The sequence below is a fragment of the Faecalicatena orotica genome (genome assembly GCF_003149245.1).
In the GTDB taxonomy this organism is placed as follows: Bacteria; Bacillota; Clostridia; order Lachnospirales; family Lachnospiraceae; genus Faecalicatena_A; species Faecalicatena_A orotica.
The window spans coordinates 106,348-124,153 of sequence record NZ_QGDL01000017.1; the positions used below are offsets into that span (position 1 = coordinate 106,348).

At 45.9% G+C, this 17,806-nt stretch carries 14 protein-coding genes; 12 read left to right on the forward strand and 2 right to left on the reverse strand.

The window, feature by feature from the left end; genetic code table 11:
- The first annotated feature begins 77 nt into the window (after positions 1–77).
- The 12 genes from A8806_RS22640 to A8806_RS22695 all read left to right on the forward strand — a co-directional run bounded on the left by A8806_RS22640 (position 78) and on the right by A8806_RS22695 (position 16,575).
- Positions 78–1,208 (forward strand): aldo/keto reductase, encoded by a 1,131-nt coding sequence (locus tag A8806_RS22640; protein WP_109733436.1) that lies wholly within the window; start codon positions 78–80, stop codon positions 1,206–1,208.
- A gap of 106 nt (positions 1,209–1,314) precedes the next feature.
- A complete protein-coding gene (locus A8806_RS22645; RefSeq protein WP_109733437.1) occupies positions 1,315–1,965 on the forward strand; it encodes an HAD family hydrolase in 651 nt (216 codons plus the stop codon).
- A 314-nt stretch (positions 1,966–2,279) separates the two neighbouring features.
- Positions 2,280–2,948, forward strand: coding sequence for a hydrogenase nickel incorporation protein HypB (hypB, locus tag A8806_RS22650; protein ID WP_109733438.1), 669 nt, complete (start codon positions 2,280–2,282; stop codon positions 2,946–2,948).
- A gap of 53 nt (positions 2,949–3,001) precedes the next feature.
- On the forward strand, positions 3,002–5,701 hold the full coding sequence (locus A8806_RS22655) for an FAD-dependent oxidoreductase (RefSeq protein WP_109733439.1): 2,700 nt from the start codon (positions 3,002–3,004) through the stop codon (positions 5,699–5,701).
- A gap of 19 nt (positions 5,702–5,720) precedes the next feature.
- A complete protein-coding gene (locus A8806_RS22660) occupies positions 5,721–6,065 on the forward strand; it encodes a hydrogenase maturation nickel metallochaperone HypA (RefSeq protein WP_109733440.1) in 345 nt (114 codons plus the stop codon).
- Between the two features lie 27 nt (positions 6,066–6,092).
- Positions 6,093–7,145, forward strand: a complete 1,053-nt coding sequence (locus A8806_RS22665; protein ID WP_109733441.1) for a DUF5692 family protein — start codon at positions 6,093–6,095, stop codon at positions 7,143–7,145.
- 217 nt (positions 7,146–7,362) lie between these two features.
- A complete protein-coding gene (locus tag A8806_RS22670; protein WP_109733442.1) occupies positions 7,363–8,547 on the forward strand; it encodes a YibE/F family protein in 1,185 nt (394 codons plus the stop codon).
- 154 nt (positions 8,548–8,701) lie between these two features.
- A complete protein-coding gene (locus A8806_RS22675; RefSeq protein ID WP_109733443.1) occupies positions 8,702–12,742 on the forward strand; it encodes a LamG-like jellyroll fold domain-containing protein in 4,041 nt (1,346 codons plus the stop codon).
- A gap of 359 nt (positions 12,743–13,101) precedes the next feature.
- Positions 13,102–13,812, forward strand: coding sequence for a LytR/AlgR family response regulator transcription factor (locus A8806_RS22680; protein ID WP_109733444.1), 711 nt, complete (start codon positions 13,102–13,104; stop codon positions 13,810–13,812).
- Entirely contained in the window at positions 13,809–15,062 is a 1,254-nt protein-coding gene (locus A8806_RS22685; RefSeq protein WP_109733445.1) for a sensor histidine kinase, read from the forward strand. The genes A8806_RS22680 and A8806_RS22685 overlap by 4 nt, the downstream gene beginning before the upstream one ends.
- A 45-nt stretch (positions 15,063–15,107) precedes the next feature.
- A complete protein-coding gene (locus tag A8806_RS22690; protein WP_109733446.1) occupies positions 15,108–15,554 on the forward strand; it encodes a DUF3887 domain-containing protein in 447 nt (148 codons plus the stop codon).
- A 16-nt stretch (positions 15,555–15,570) separates the two neighbouring features.
- The gene (locus A8806_RS22695) at positions 15,571–16,575 is read left to right on the forward strand and encodes a CPBP family intramembrane glutamic endopeptidase (RefSeq protein WP_109733447.1); all 1,005 of its coding nucleotides are present in this window, start codon (positions 15,571–15,573) and stop codon (positions 16,573–16,575) included.
- Positions 16,576–16,800: 225 nt separating this feature from the next.
- Here the strand turns inward: A8806_RS22695 and A8806_RS22700 are convergent, their stop codons facing one another.
- Both A8806_RS22700 and A8806_RS26440 read right to left on the reverse strand, forming a co-directional pair.
- Entirely contained in the window at positions 16,801–17,136 is a 336-nt protein-coding gene (locus A8806_RS22700) for a hypothetical protein (protein WP_109733448.1), read from the reverse strand.
- Positions 17,137–17,610: 474 nt separating this feature from the next.
- Positions 17,611–17,806: hypothetical protein (locus tag A8806_RS26440; RefSeq protein WP_207657875.1), on the reverse strand; the 196-nt coding region annotated here is incomplete at its 5' end.

Sequence of the window (17,806 nt, forward strand, 5' to 3'; positions counted from 1 at the left end):
TTGACATGGAGTTCACTCAAAGGTCTATAGTAAAAAAGAAGCATATCGGACAGGATTTAAGAAAGAGGGACTAAAACATGGTATACAGAGATTTTCAGGATTTAAAGCTTTCTGCATTAGGGTTTGGGGCAATGCGTCTGCCGCTTACTGGTGACGGACAGATTGATGAGGAACAGACGGCCAGAATGACTGCTTATGCAATAGAACACGGTGTGAATTATTTTGACACTGCATATGGTTACCACGACGGAAAATCAGAAGTCGTTATGGGAAAAGTTCTTTCCTCATACCCGAGGGAAAGCTATTATCTTGCGGATAAGTTTCCCGGATATGATCTCTCCAATATGGGAAAAGTAGAGGAGATTTTTGAGGAACAGCTGGAAAGATGTGGCGTAGAGTATTTTGATTTTTACCTGTTTCATAATGTATATGAGAAAAATATCGATCCATATATGGATCCAAATTATGGGATTATGGAGTATCTGCTAAAGCAGAAGGAAAACGGTCGCATCAGACATCTCGGGTTTTCGGCACATGGGCGTTATGATACGATCAAACGTTTTCTGGATACATATGGAAGGCATATGGAATTCTGCCAGATCCAGCTGAATTATTTGGACTGGAAGCTGCAGGATGCAAAAGCAAAGGTGGAATTGCTGGGTGAATATCAGATTCCGGTATGGGTAATGGAGCCGCTTCGGGGAGGAAAGCTAGTCTCTCTTTCCGAAGAGAACGAGAAAAAATTAAAAGCGCTCCGTCCGGAAGAGGACATTCCTGCATGGGCATTCCGATTTTTGCAGAGCGTGAAAGGAGTAGCAGTAACTCTGTCAGGAATGTCTGACATGGAACAGATGGTAGACAATGTCCGTACCTTTGAGGAAGATAAGCCGCTTGATGAAACGGAAATGAAGGCATTGATGGAAGTGGCAGATAGTATGCTGGATATTCTTCCTTGCACAGCATGCCGCTATTGCGTGGCACATTGTCCCAAGGGGCTGGATATACCGGTACTGCTGTCACTTTATAATGAAACAAGATTTGTTAATGGAGCGATTACGCATATGGCAGTAGATGCACTTGATGAAGAGAAAAGGCCGGGCCAGTGTATCGGCTGTAAGAGCTGTGAGGCTGTCTGTCCACAGCAGCTGGCGATTGCAGAGGCGATGCATGATTTTACGGAAAAGCTGAAACAGCCGGCGGGGCTGTAAAGCGCCGTCATAGAAACCCGTTGCAACTCATCCCGGAAACACTTATAATAATTAATGGACGCTAAATAGAAGCAAAATACTAGAGAACTGAAGGGACGCGGCAGAGATGGTAAAAGCGGTATTTATTGATTATACAGGGACAACGGTGCAGGAAGGCGGGGATGAACTGCAGGAGATCATTATGAGAATCTGCAGAAACAGCAATATCCATGACCCAAAAGAGGCTGTAGGACGCTGGTGGGAGCTTATGAAGCAGTATGAAGAAAGCAGTTACAAAGAAGCATATCTGACCGAAGATGAGATCGTCGAGAAGGTGTTGTCAGATTTGTGCAGGAGGGACGGCCTTAAGGAGAATCTGGATGAACTGCATGAGCTGTTCCGGGGATTCTGGGTGAATGCACCGTTGTTTGATGACGCAGAAAGATTTTATAATAGATGTGAAGTTCCGGTCTATGTAATTACGAATAATGGAGTTCCCTATGTCGAGGAAAGCATGAAGAAAAAAGGACTTTCCCCGGCAGGGATTATTTCTGCAGATATGGTAAGGGCATATAAGCCGCATCGGGAAGTCTTCGAAAAGGCGCTGCAGATAAGCGGATGCAGGGCGAAGGAGACGGTCCACATCGGGGATTCTTACGATTCAGATGTTTTGGGTGCACAGGCGGCGGGAATACGGCCTATACTGGTGGACCGTACGGGAAAACAGCAACATAATGATATCTTGACTGTACAGTCTTTGACAGATATACAATTATAAAAGAATGACTGACACAAAAACCACATAACAAATTGCTCTGTTACTGAAAGGGCATTTTGTTATGTGTTTTTTTTATTTTGAAGAAAGATGAAGCATTCGTTTCGTAAGTAAACTATTTTCTGAATCGTGGATGTGGCTATACCAGAAACCACATTGAAAACATAAGGTGGAAATGCACGAAAAACGTTCCGAAATAACAGCATAGTGCACAAAAATAAAGGCTGAAATTGACATGCATTTCGTGGCATAGTATAATGTTAAAAAGATAACATTATCTGGTATAGCCAGATTTTCTGGATGAAGGAGGAAATGAGATGGGAGAATTCAGGGTACTGGAAATCAAGCAGAGTGTATTTGCAGACAATGATAAACGGGCACAGGAATTAAGAGACGAGCTGAAAGAGAAAAAAGTCTTTCTGCTAAATCTGATGTCTTCCCCGGGGTCGGGTAAGACGACGACATTATCGAGGACAATCGAACAGCTGAAAGACGAACTGAAGATCGGCGTGATGGAGGCGGATATCGATTCAGATGTGGATGCAGAGACGATTTCCAATCTTGGTGTGAGGGCAATCCAGCTTCATACAGGGGGAATGTGCCATCTGGATGCGGATATGACGCGTCAGGGACTGGAAGGGCTAAAGACCGGGGATCTTGACCTGGCGATTCTGGAGAATGTGGGAAACCTTGTCTGCCCGGCAGAGTTTGATACAGGGGCAGTGAAGAATGCCATGATCCTGAGTGTGCCGGAAGGGGATGATAAGCCATTGAAGTATCCCCTGATGTTTTCCATCTGTGATGTGGTGCTGATCAACAAGATCGATGTGCTCCCGTATTTCGACTTTGATATGGAAAAATGCAGGAAGAACATTTTGATGAGGAATCCCAATGCAAAGGTTATTCCAATTTGTGCCCGCACAGGGGAAGGGATAGAGGAATGGACCAACTGGCTGAAGGAAGAAGTGAGAGGCTGGCAGTCGTAAAGACGGCTGTCTGAATCCGGGTATGGATATACCCGGGGGAAGGAGTGAAAGTGATGGCAGAAGAGAGAAAATTAATATTAAAGCTGGGGCAGAAGATTACGGACCGTATCGGGCACAAGGTGACTGTGGATGATCCGGAATACTGGGGGCTTGCCTGTGTAATTACGGATGAGATGGCGGAAGTGGCGCTGGCCATGAAGGTACGCAAACCGGCCAGCGCGCAGGAGATCGCAAAGAAGTGTAAAAAACCGCTGAAGCGGACAGAAGAACTTCTGCAGGAAATGAGTGTGATCGGTCTTCTGGAATATAACTGGGAGAATGCTGACCACCATAAGCAGTACATACTTCCGATGTTCGTACCGGGCTGTGCGGAATTTATGAACATGAATAAGGAACAGGTGGAAGAACATCCGGAGATCGCACGGTTTTTCGAGAGAATGTCACGCCTTCCGCTGGAGAAAGTCACACCGATGGTGCCTCTTGGCGGGGCCGGGGTAGGAATGCACGTGATTCCGGTGGAAAAAGCGATTCCGACGGAGCAGAAGTCTGTCAGTGTGGAACATATATCCCACTGGGTACAGAAGTATAAAGGGAAATATGCAGTGGGTGCCTGTTCCTGCCGCCGTTCACGCAGGATCCAGGGGGAAGGCTGCGGGCATCTTGAGGACGATATGTGCATTGGTGTAGGGGATATGGCGGATTACCTCGTCGAGACCGGGAAGGGAAGGTATATCGATGAAGTAGAAGTGATGGAGATTCTTCAGCGTGCAGAGGACAACGGGCTGGTACACCAGATCACCAACATAGACGGGGAAGATAAGATCTTTGCCATCTGCAACTGCTGTGTCTGTTCCTGTTATGCTCTGCGCACCTCACAGCTTTTTAACACGCCAAACTTGTCCCGTTCCGCTTATATCGCGCGAGTGGATGCCAATAACTGCGTGGCATGCGGACAGTGTGTGGAATACTGTCCGTCCGGCGCAGCCAAACTGGGACAAAAGCTTTGTACGAAGGAGGGCCCGGTCGTATATCCGAAGCAGGAGCTTCCGGATGCCGTGAAATGGGGACCGGAGAAGTGGAATGAAAATTACAGGGACGACAACCAGATCAACTGTTATGATACAGGAACATCTCCGTGTAAGACGAACTGCCCGGCACATATTGCGGTGCAGGGATATATTAAGATGGCATCTCAGGGAAGATATCTGGATGCATTGAAACTGATCAAGAAGGAAAACCCGTTCCCGGCAGTCTGCGGAAGTATCTGCAACCGCCGCTGCGAGCAGGCATGTACAAGGGGCGAAATTGATCAGGCAGTGGCGATTGATGAAGTGAAGAAATTCATTGCCATGCAGGAACTGAATGCAGAGACACGTTACATCCCGCCGATGGTCAACCAGATCGGAAAGATGTATCCGCAGAAGGTAGCCGTTATCGGTGCCGGCCCGGCCGGAATGTCCTGTGCCTTCTTCCTTGCACAAAAAGGGTATCCGGTCACTGTATTTGAAAAGCATCGTCATCCAGGCGGAATGCTGACGCACGGAATTCCGGGCTTTAGGCTTGAGAAGGATGTTGTGGATGCAGAGATTGAAGTCTTGCGTGAGATGGGCGTCGAGTTTAAGTGCGGTGTAGAAGTTGGAAAAGACGTAACACTTGCAGAACTCCGTGCACAGGATTATAAAGCATTTTATATTGCAATTGGATGCCAGGGGGGAAGAAAAGCAGGAGTTCCCGGCGAAGAGGCAGTGGGCGTGCTGACGGGAGTAGAATTCCTCCATATGGTCAATACGGATGAGACGACAGGCCTGACAGGGCGTACCATCGTTGTCGGCGGCGGAAATGTGGCCGTTGATGTTGCACGCAGTGCCGTGCGTACGGGTAGTTCAGACGTATCCATGTACTGTCTGGAGGATAAGGATTCCATGCCGGCAGCAGCGGATGAAGTGGAAGAGGCCGAGGGTGAAGGTATTACTGTGAATCACGGCTGGGGACCGAAAGAAATCCTGACTGCGGACGGTAAAGTGACAGGAATCGTGTTTAAGAAATGTATTTCCGTTTTCGATGCGGACGGACGGTTCTGCCCACAGTATGATGAAAACGAATTCAAGACAGTGGAATGTGAAAATGTTCTCATGAGTATCGGCCAGAGCATTATCTGGGGAAATCTTCTGGAAGGCTCGAAAGTGGAGCTGGGACGCGGGAACGGAGCAGTGGCAGATTCCCTGACGTACCAGACTGCGGAGCCGGATATCTTTGTCGGCGGCGATGTCTATACGGGACCGAAGTTTGCAATCGATGCGATTGCAGCGGGCAAAGAGGCGGCAGTATCGATCCACCGTTTTGTACATGAAGGGCAGAGTCTGACGATCGGACGCAACAGACGGGAATTTGTGGAACTGGATAAGAAGAAGCTGGATATCCCTTCAGACAGTTATGATAATTCTGCAAGACAGGTTCCGGGACATCAGTCCGGTATCGATGCGAAGACTACATTCCGCGATACACGTCTTACATTTACAGAGGAGCAGGTGAAAGCGGAGACGGCACGCTGCCTCGGATGCGGCGCAACAGTGGTGGACGAAAACCGGTGTATCGGATGCGGTGTCTGCACAACGAAATGTGAATTTGATGCAATCCATCTAAGCAGGGAACTGCCTGATGCAAGCAGAATGATGAAGAGCGAAGACAAGATGAAGGCAATCCTGCCTTATGCAGCGAAGCGTCAGATTAAGATTATGCGTAATAAAAAATAAGGAAGAAGATGAATGAGATATGCATGAATTAGGTCTTGTCACGCATGTTGTCCGAACCATCGAGGAGATCGGCAGGGAAGAAAAGCTGACGGAAGTCGCTTCCGTCACGCTGGAAATCGGTGAGGTGAGCGGCGTTATACCTGATTATCTTACCGACTGCTGGAAGTATTTCCGCGTAAGGTCGGACTTATTAAAAGAGGCAGAGCTGGAAATTGAGACGATTCCGGCGGTTACCCTTTGTGAGGACTGCCAGAAAACATATTCAACACTGGAATATAAGAAGATATGTCCGTACTGCGGGAGTGAGAATACATATCTGTCAGCGGGGAATGAGTTTAATATTAAGGAAATAGCTGCCTGTTAAGAGGAATGGGAGAAGAGGAGTGTTATTATGTTTGTATTTACAGAAAATGTGCCGGATATATTAGTCTGGCTCGTATGGATTGGTGTGTTTGTGTCACTGTTTGCGGCAAATGAATTAAGCCGCCGCTTTAAATGGGTCGGATTCGGATGTTTCGTGGTTCTGCCGGTTGTTCTGACGGTCCTGTGGCTGACCGTTTTGAAAGATACGTCCTATATGGACTGGTTCCATCTTGCAAAAGTATATTCGTCTACAGCAGGGTGTATCGGTTTCTGGTGTATCCGCCATATCAAAAAACTGCAGCATAACAAGATTGCATTGTGTTTTCCACCACTGATTCTTGCAATTAATATTCTGGAAGCATGCTCCAGAGATTTCCAGATCAGCCAGTATGCAACTCCGGTTGTAGAATATATGAACAACCAGGTCCAGTATTATGTCGGCGGTTCATGGAATATCATGAACGGGATTGCAGGAATCCTGAATATTATCACGATTACAGGATGGTTCGGAATCTGTATCCGCAAGAAAACTGCGAAGGACAACAGCAGGGATATGCTCTGGCCGGATATGATGTGGTTCTGGATCGTGGCTTATGATTTGTGGAACTTCGCTTATACATACAACTGCCTGCCTACCCATGCATGGTACTGCGGATTCGCACTTCTGCTGGCACCTACGGTATGTGCATTTACGATTGGTAAAGGGGCATGGCTCCAGCACCGGGCACATACACTTGCCCTGTGGTGCATGTTTGCCCAGACATTCCCTGCATTTCAGGATGCGAGCAGATGGCTCGTCCATTCCACATCCAGCAAGGCCATTGCGGATGCAGCAATTCAGGAAGGAATTCTGGCATCTGACGGAATTACCATGCTCAAAGACGCAGGAATCTATCAGGTGGCAGGCGCAGCTCCGAATACCACATTTTTATTCGTAATGAGCCTGCTGGCACTGCTGGCTAACGTGGCTGTATTTGCGTATATGATTTACCGGATCGTAAAGACAAAGAAGAACCCTTATAAGGGAGAGCTGTATACAGATCTGAGGAAATATCAGGAAGTCAGGGCTCTGGGAGAATAGGGCTTGCATAATTTTATATTAAGAAAGAATGGGCACCCGGGGATATCTTTTCCGGGTGCCCATTCTGATTGTGCCCGGGGGTTACAGACGGGTGGCAGAAGCAGAATATTTAATCCATATTTGATCTGTTTTTAATCTTTCATTTTTATAATAGAGGATATCCCGTGTCAGCATCAAAGAGATACAGGATATATTTATAAGAAAAGAGGAAAAACAGATGGCAAAATTAAAAGGGGAAGTGAGTAAGGAAAAGAATCATTGGATTCATTCTCACCGGGCAGAATTGTCCAGTGTTGTACTGATTTTGATTTTTTCCGTGGCTGTTATTATATGGAACAGGGGGATTCAGGATCAGTACGAGCATTATAATAATACGAATATTACATATGAAAAGGGGATTGTGACGGAGACAGGCAATGATGAACTGATTGTGGATGAGACAAATCCGGACAGATATCTGGGGATGCAGACTGCAAAGATTAAGCTGTTAAGCGGGAAATATAAGGGAGAGACAGTGGAGACGGAGAACTACCTGACGGCGGCAAATAATATCTATGTAAAGCCGGGCACAAGGGTGATTGTTTCACAGGATGAACCCGAGGATACGGCTCCTTACTTTGTCATTTATAATTATTACAGATCGCCTGCTATATATGGGATCATTCTTGTGTTTTTCTTTTTCATGATCCTCATCGGCGGGAAAAAGGGCATCCGAGCGCTTCTGGGACTTGGGTTTACTTTATTTACGATTGTGATGTGGATGATACCGATGATCTATCTGGGGCACTCCCCGGTTGTAATGGCAGTCCTTACGGTTGTCATGACAACAGCATGTGCACTGGTCCTGCTGAACGGGACCGGCAGGAAAACGATGGCGGCAATCTGCGGTACGGCGTCAGGCGTGATTCTGGTAGGGGTTATATTTGCAGTTTTTGCAGCAGTGCTTCATATCTCCGGATACAATACTGACGAGACAGAATTTATGGTCCTGATTTCAAAGAACACACATCTTCAGATTTCACAGGTACTTTTTGCGGGAGTACTGATTGCTTCTCTGGGAGCAGTGATGGATGTAGGGATGTCGATTGCATCTGCTTTATATGAGGTGCACGCCGTGAGTCCGGAGCTTGGCCGCGGAGAATTATTCAGGTCCGGGCTTAATATCGGCAAAGATATGATCGGGACCATGAGCAATACGCTCATTCTCGCGTTTACCGGAAGCGGCCTGAGCACGCTGCTGGTCCTGACAGGATACGGGATCAAGTACCATCAGCTTGTCAGCTCAGACTTTCTGGCGATTGAGATTGGACAGGGATTGTCAGGGACGATAGCGGTGATCCTGACAGTTCCTTTGACCTCTGCGGCAGCATCTGTTTTATATAAAGCGAAAAGGAAATGTTAAAAAAATATACAAAAATTTTATTTAGGCAGTAAAAACATTAACTAAGTATTAACACCGTAATGATTTATCTCTTATTTGCTTTCGTTAACCTGTGAGAGGTGGCCGTCCATAAAAGACGGGACAACTTTCAAGATGAGAAGGAGAGGAAAATGCAATGAAAGGGAAGACAATCAACAAATTACTGGCGTTGTTCCTTACTGTGGCAGGCGTGATGTCATCACCGTCAGTGCTTGCGGTAAGTGCTGCCGGAAATGTGGCCCAGCCCGCATATGAGAACACGCAGGATATGGGAGGGACTCAGGAAACAGGCAGTGACAGCCAGCCGATGGAGGCCAATGGCTTTATTTCACCGGAAGGGGATATAGATTCTGTATCTGATCCGGCTGCAGAAGTTAGTTTCGGAGTCGTATCCGATACACATGTACGCCAGGATAAGGCGACGGAGAAAAGCAGACTTGCGAAGGCATTTTCATTTTTTAGTGAATCCGGCATGGACCGCATGGTAGTAGCCGGAGACCTGACAGATAACGGGGCTGCCAGCGAGTATGCGGCATGGAAACAGATCAAAGAAGAGAATCTGACAATTCCTCTGATCGCGTCAATGGGAAACCATGAGAATAACAGTGCTGATGCATTTACCGAGACAACGGGAAATAAGCCGAATGACCATCAGGTTGTGAATGGGTATCATTTTATCACGCTGAGTCCGGGAAGCGGGGAACTGGATGCAGAGACAGGCAAAGGTACAAAGCAGGGAGGCGGAAATTATACCTATACGCTGGACTGGCTTGAGGAGCAGCTTTCGCAGGCGGAGGCAGACACACCGGACAAACCGATTTTTGTATTTTTCCACCATCCGATTAAAAACACATTTTACGTTTCCACGGAATGGTATGGAAGCGGGCTGGATGAGATTTTTAAAAACCATCCGCATGCGGTGACATTTTCCGGACATATCCACAGTCCAAATAACATGCCAACAAGTATCTGGCAGGACGGCGGCTATACGGCAGTAAACACGGTAACTTTGTCCTATATGGAAATGGAATCCGGGATGATCTACGGCTCTGTACCGCCTAATGCAAGCCAGATTGCACAGGGACTTGTTGTGGAGGCGAACGGCAGCAGGGTTACGATTAAAAACTATGATTTTCTCGCAGACAAGTGGATCCCCCAGACATGGACGTTTGATGTGACGGAAACGCTGCCTTATACAGACGAAAGAGCGGAATCTGCACAGGCACCTTATTTTGCAGACGATGCACAGCTGACGGTCAGTGAGGTTGGGGAGAATTCTGCAAAACTGACATTTGACCAGGCAGAAGTGGCAGAGAATAACGTAGGGGATATCGTGCATTCCTACAGATATGACTTTATCAATACGGAGACACAGAAAGTCGTGAAGACATTCAAAACATGGTCTGAATATTATCTGCAGCCTATGCCGGAGCAGATCACGCAGAAGGCTCCGGACCTGGAAGGCGGAACGTCTTATGAGGTAAGGATTTATGCGATTGATGCCTACCAGAAGGTGAGTGAAAACTATCTGTCACAGACATTTAAGACAACCGGGGAATCTTCTTCCGAGCCGGGATTTGATGACATGGTCGGGGGTGTGCCGAAAGCAGACCTTCTGGATGTAGATTTCTCAGACGGAGCCATTTCAGATCATTCTGTGTCAGGCAATACGTTCTATGGAAGTGACGGCAGTAATATAGCTATGGACGAGGAGCTAGGGAAATATACGGCCAGATTTACCGGAAAAGCTGAAGAAGCATTTCTGACAGACTGGTCAGCCGAGCAGTATGATCAGACAAATGACGACTTTACAATTGAAAGTACGTTTAAGGTAGACAAGTTCTCCGGAAGTTATGTAGACCTGTTTGCCAATATGGAGTCTGCAGGAATTGGTTTTGAGATTCCTCCTTATGACGATGAATCGGCAAGTCTGGAGGCATGGGTACATGTCGGGGGCTCCTATCAGAAACCGACGGCGGCAGGTGCTTTAAAATACGGTGAGTGGAATCATGGAGTCATCACTTATGACGGTAGTAAAGTAACACTTTATGTAAACGGCGTTAAGATCGCCTCGAGAGAAGCAACAGGCAAGGTGAAGACACCGGCCAAGAGTTCACAATATTATGTAATCGGCGGAGATTCCGGTTCTAACGGCAGTGTTCAGTCACCAATGACCGGCGCGATTTCTACGGCACGTATGTACAGCAAGGCCCTGACGGCAAAACAGGTTTCCATGCTTGCAAACAGGGAGCTTCAGACGATTGACACAACCAAACCGGTTATACAGCTGGAATCCGAGCCGGCCGGTACCGGAACAATGAACAAGGATTACACGATCCCGGCGGCACAGGCGGCGGATAACAGTACAATTGTTACGTTAAAGACCGTCCTGACGGCACCGGACGGAAGCGAACTTGCCGCACTGACCGGGGAGAATGGAAAGACGGAAGCAAAGACTGTGAAATTAGAAAAGGCAGGTACATATAAGCTGCTTTATAAAGCAGAAGACCGTTCCGGCAATGTCGAAACAAAGAGCTATGAGATCCGGGTAAAAGCAGGGGATCACAGCAAATTTGAAGAAGCAATGCTCAGAGTGCTGTCAATCGGAAACGATGAACTGGAGACATATACAGAAGAGAGCGTTGCAAAGCTGATGGAGGCGCTGCAGAATGCAATGCTGATTACAGACGAATCTCTTCAGGATGAGATTGATTCCGTAACTAAACAGCTGAACGATGCAGTTGACGGCCTTGTGAAAAAGGAAGAAGTACCACAGGCTGACAAATCGGCACTGCAGGACTTATTTGACGAAGTAAAGGATATTACAGGTGACGGTTATACGGAAGAAAGTTATGCGGCATTTGATGCGGCGCGTACCAGGGCGGAAGAAATCCTGGCAGATAAAGATGCAGACCAGACAGCAGTCAATAAGGCATATGATGAGTTGATGAGCAGGAAAGAAGAACTAAAGCCCGCGGCAGTAAAGAAATATGCGGAAGACATTCTGGCAGCCGCAGCAGAGGCTGACCGTACAAACGCCACAGAGGAGGCAGCCGCACAGCTGGATGAGGCAATCGCAAAGGTACAGCAGATGCTGGACAGCGGCATGGCCAAAGAACATGAAATGGCAGCAGGTGCAATCGAGGTGCTGAAAGCCGTAGGAAATCTGAATCCGGGAACTGCAAATATAGCAGGGCTTACACAGGCCATACAGTCCGCCGAAGTCCTGAATTCAGGCAGATATACACAGAACAGCTGGGCGATATTTGAAACAGCTGTCGAAGAAGGCAAAGCACTTTTACAGGAACTAAGCGAGGCAGAGCAAAACGAAGCAGAACCAGAGGCCGTGCCGGCAGACCTTGAAGGAGGAAGTAAAACAGCATCGGCAGATGCGGACAGAGTTAATACAGCACTTGATAACCTGAGTACAGCAGCGGCCGGGCTGCAGGAAAAGTCTGAGGAACAGCTGTCACAACTGCTGGCGCAGCTGTACAGCACAATAGCAAAAGCGGATGCAGTTCTTATGGAGCAGGCGAAATATACACCGGACAGCATCTCAGGCCTTCAGGAGTTAAGAGATGAGGCAAAGCAGCTTGCAGATTCCGGCCAGGCAGATGAAGAGGCTTTAAGGGCAGCAATATCCGGTTTAGAAACATTACTGGGGAAAGTAGTAAACAGGGCCGACAAGACAGAATTACTCATCCAGCTTGCAAAGGCTTCCATGATTAAGACGGAGGAGTATACAAAGGAAAGCGCATCGGCGTTTACTGCTGCTTTCGAGAATGCAAAGAAAATTAACTCAGATGAGAATGTTTCCGACCAGAGTGCAGTGGATAAGGCGTCAGCAGAACTGGCACAGGCGATGGAGAAGCTTGTAAAGAAAGACGGAGGGTCCGGCGACGGCAATGAAAATCAGGAACCGGGTAACGATGGAAACAGTAATGATGGAAACAACAATAATGGAAACGGCAGCGGCAGTACGGGGAACGGCAGCGGAAATAAAGACCAAGGGTCAAACGGAAATTCCCCGGCGGGAAAAACGCCTGTAAAGACAGGGACAACCAGCACAAGTGTAAAAACCGGAGACGGTGCATCACCTGTTGTGCCGGCAGTTATGACCATATTGGCTCTGGCAGGGATCGCATTTGCGGCAGCTTGGAGGAAAAAGGTAAAATAACAGAAGGACAGAGTCATTCTTCCTTTAAGCAGAAAGATAAAAAGGGCGGAAGTATTTGTATAATTTACAGATGCTTCTGTCCTTTTTGGGTTTTCCGGTCATTTAATACATTGTTTTTGTCAATCATGCAGTACATATTTACAATTTGACAGACTATGTTACACTAGAGCGTGTCTGATAATTCATTGTACACGTCTGACCGCCCCACTTCACGACCTATTTGAGCCAAATTTTATCAACGTAGAACCACTACGCCTCAAAAATTTGGCTCAAATATCTCGCGAATTGTGACAATCAGCCGTATACATGATTTATCAAACACGCTCAATAACAATCAACAAAGGAAAGGGAGAAAACATATGTACAGAGTCGCAGTATGCGATGATGATAAAAAGACGGCAGAACTGGTGGCTTCTATCATACGGGAGTGTAATCCTGCGCTGATGACAGAGTGTTTCACGTCAGGAGAGGAACTGCTTGAGAATTACCAGCCGTGTCAGGCGGTATTTCTGGATATTGATATGAACGGGATGAATGGGATTGAGACGGGAATGCGTATCAGGGAAATGGACAAATCCGTTAAGATTGTGTATCTGACGGCTTACCGGGATTATGTGGCAGGCGCATTCAGGGTCCATGCGTTCCAGTATCTGATAAAGCCGGTTAACAGGCAGGAAATCAGTCAGGTTTTAAAAGATATATTTGATTACCTTCACACTTCGAAGGGAGAAGTACTGGATTTCCAGACTGGACAGGGGCTTCTGTGCCTTCCTGTGGAAGAAATTTATTATTTTGAATATCTGAGCCGGAAAGTGCAGATTGTTACGGAGAACGGCAGATATACGATGCAGGAGAAAATCGGCAGTGTTGCAGAGCGGATGGAACCATTTGGTTTTTCCATGCCCCACCAGAGTTTTGTCGTGAATATGCTTCATGTAAAAAATGTTCTGACGGGGAGGATTCTGCTGGATAACGGAATGGAAATCCCTCTGGCCCAGAAAAAGCAGAAAGTCTGGAAACAGGAACTTCTGAATTATCTTGCAGGGAGATTGGAGGGAAAAAGGGAATGAATACAGTAGTTTTATTCTTTATCCAAATCATTGATATGGCTGTACTGATTGGCTGTGTTATGAGTGTGACCCGTGCGATTCCGGGAGGGATAGAGGAGAAGAGATGGAAAAAGGCGGCTGCCTGGATTATATACGGTGCACTGGCGCTGTTCCTTCCAATGCTGGGAAATGATCTTTTGACTATTCTGGTTCTTGCAGTATGGAATGTTCTGACAGGTTATTTGCTTTACTTCCACAGTAAAATGGGGATGGTATGCCAGATTATGTACCATGCATTTCTGATGCTGGCACAGTATATGGCATTGATGATAGCGGCAGACATCTTTTCCATTCTTCAGGTGGAATTACAGACGTATATTTTAATGCTTGAGACATTAAGGTGTATCCTGCTGATCGGCATGACATTGATCTTAAGATATGTGATTCGTAAGGGATTTCAGGATGCACCGCATCTGAAAATAAAAGGAATGGTTATTGTTCCGATGTTCAGCGCGATATTGATATTTATGTATCTGATTGCAGGAGATGTTTTCTTTGTCAGATATGGCTACTACTGGTGCCTTGTGTTTGGTCTGCTTTTAATCGTGATGAACCTGTACTGCCTGTATTTCTGGTATGATGTGGCAAAGAATAAGGAATTGAGACATACGGTGGAACTGATGGAGCAGCAGAGGGAACTGACACTGCAGTATTATAAGGAGATGGAAAAAAACTATGATAAATCCAGGACTATTATTCATGATATACGAAATCATCTTAATGCTATTGAGCAGAAGTATAAAATAGAAGACCGGGAATATATCGATGACGTCCATACCATGCTGAATTCAATGGGCATGAAGTTCTATACAGAGAACCGGATGCTTAATATCATATTGAATGATAAGCTAAAAGGAATTCCCCAGGACCGGGTGGACTGCAATCTGGGAGGAATCGGACTGGAGTTTATAGCCGATATTGATATCACAACCATTTTCGCCAACCTGTTGGAAAATGCCGTGGAAGCCGGGCGGGGGCACGATGACTTCCGGCTGAAAATCCGCGGAGAGGAAATTCAGGATTTCACCATTGTGAAGATCAGCAACCCGCTGTACGTGCCCTATCAGGAAGGAAAATCTGCAAAGTCAGGACACGAAGGAATCGGGCTGCAGAATGTAAAAAAAGCAGTGGAAAAATATCAGGGAGAGATGCAGATACAGACGGATGGACAGAGGTTTTCCGTAACACTGCTGTTTGCCAGAAGCAGTTAGTTTTGTAACAAAGCAAATAAGAACAGACAAAAGGAGTGATGTGTGATGAAAAAGAAGTGTAAAATGAGAAGGGTGACAAAGATTTTGAGTATCCTCGCGGCGGCAATGTTTTTGACAGCAGCACTGACAGGCTGCCAGAGTGCCGGTACAGAGCTGTCGGATAAGTTTGATGAGGAAACGGTAAAGAGTGAGGCGATGAAGGCTATTGAACTGTTTAATGACCGTGATTATGAAGGAATATGTGACATGGGAACACAGGAGTTCAAAGATTTACTGACCTATGAAGAATATAAAGAGCAGTGTGATCCCTTTTTAGATAAATGTGGTGAGTTTAAGGAGATCAGCAAGACCGTGGTTATGGGAAGCAAGGATAAAAAGACGGGTGCCGAGTACGGCGGGGCTGTCATGGTAGGGACATATGAAGACGGGAAGATCCAGTTTACCATTGGTTTTGACGAGGATATGAAGCTTGTACAGTTTTTGATTAAATAGAGGGGACGGATACAATATGAAACTGACAAAAATAGAAAAGAAGCAGCTTCTGATATTTGTGATTGTCGCATATGGCATCACTTATCTGCTGGGTGTGCTTATGGGGTATAGTTACTCGGCCGGAAAGGATGTCAGTGTTTTTCCGAATGCACAGATGCTTTATCCGGCAGCAGGCGTCATGCTGGCATATCTCATCACAAGAAAAACTGACAGTAATATGCCGCGCAGATTTTTTGTCTCTTATCTGATCGCGACTGTCCTTATGATCATGTGTGCCATATGCAGTGTGACTGGGATCGGGGGAAACTGGTTACTCATCTGCCAGTTTATCCTTATAGGCGGCAGTATTGTATGCGGTATCCTGCTTCTGACGGATAAAAAAGAGCGCCGTTCACGGTATGGTTTAAGAGGTAAAAATGCAAAACTGTCTGTATTCTGCATCCTGCTTTTTGTAGTGCTTTATATTCTGCGGACGGCGATATCCTATGGGGTATCAGGACAGCTGTGGATGCTGGGTGAGATTGCAGTAAACCCTCTTACATGGGTAATGCTGATCAGCATTCTGGTTAACTTTTTCTTCGCGTTTATCGCTTTTTTCGGAGAAGAATATGGCTGGAGATATTATTTGCAGCCGCTCCTGCAAAAAAGATTCGGAAAGCGTGCCGGTGTGCTGCTTCTGGGCGTTGTATGGGGATTATGGCATATGCCGGTGAACTTCTTTTACTATACGAATCCCGCTGATGGAATCATCAGTATGGCAGGACAGCAGATCACCTGCATCACTCTGGGAATATTCTTCGCATATGCATATATGAAGACTGAAAATATATGGGTCCCTGTTATTTTACATTTTTTGAATAATAATCTTGTTCCGGTTATATCCGGGAGCTACAGTGCATCAGTCATTCAGGACCAGTCGGTCAGCTGGGCGATGCTTGTTCCGGCTTTGATATTAAATGGGGTGATCTTCGGGGGATTCTTATTTTCGCGGGTGTTCAGAAAAGAGGAAATAAAAGCATAAAAAAGAAAGATGCTGTTGTCCGGGGCTCATGACTGCGCTGGACAGCAGCTTTCCTTTTTGTGTGCGGGAAGCTATCTATAATAATTTTCAATGCCGATACCGATAGCAGCCCAACAGACTTTCGACATCCTTGCGTTAAGCTGACAGGGGGATTGTTACATCATTAAACTTAATACCTTCTAATGGGATTATCTCTACATTGTCCATATCGCTTTTTGCTCCTATTTAATTCATTTCTACAATAACAGAACCTTCCATAATTTCATGATCCTCCAACAGACTGCTAAATAAGCTTTTGGATACATCTTCAAAAGATAAATTTTTATTATCTGTCAATACAACATACTTGCTTTCTACCGCGGCATTTGGCATTCGCCCGTTTAATTCTAACCTATACTGATATGTTGAATCATCGCATTTCCACGACCCGTCTTTCAGCTCATAATATGTTCTTATCACCCCATCTTTTTCTGATTGTTTATGAGTCTTGGCAATATCATTTTTGGTACAGCCAGTAAACAATAAGGAGCAAAGTACAAATACTGTAAGTATTTTTTTCATCGCACTGCCACCTTTCATTATTGATTTTGCATTTTCAATATGTTTAATAACAAACTGAGAGTTGTAAATTACATTGTAAAATCTATTTCTTATTTTGTTCCGTGAGAGAACAATAATCCCTGCGTAAGATCAATACATAAAATTATTGAATTAATATCATTAAAATTAATGTGTCCGTAAGGTTGTGGTATAGTGATTTTCTGTTTCCTATAACGAAAAACAGTGGAAAGCAAGTCCTAAAAGTAGTATTGTTAAGTCATAACAACGAAACAAACAGGATCGGCCTTCCCACTGCTTAAGAAAAGAATACCATCCTTCCGCCAGGCTGGCAAGTGGTTTAATAATCATACAGTGTATTATGTAGAAAATAAGTTACTGTTCACACCCAATGTCAGTTAGTTAAGGATGGGTCTGGGCAGACCTAAACTTACGATTCCCTATAATCAGGAGAAGATGGGTGATATAAGCTGGGCATCAGATGCTGTTCTGCACCTCCCAATAAAGACCGATTTTTTTCAGGGTATGGCAAATAGACGGATAGACATCCGCCTCAAAATACTTTATACTATTAGTGTTGTGTTTGTCAGCTTTATGCAAAACGATAAGTAAAGCTGACCGGAACTCGGAACCTATGCTGGCGGGCATATTTCCGATCGGGCCTGATAGGGAG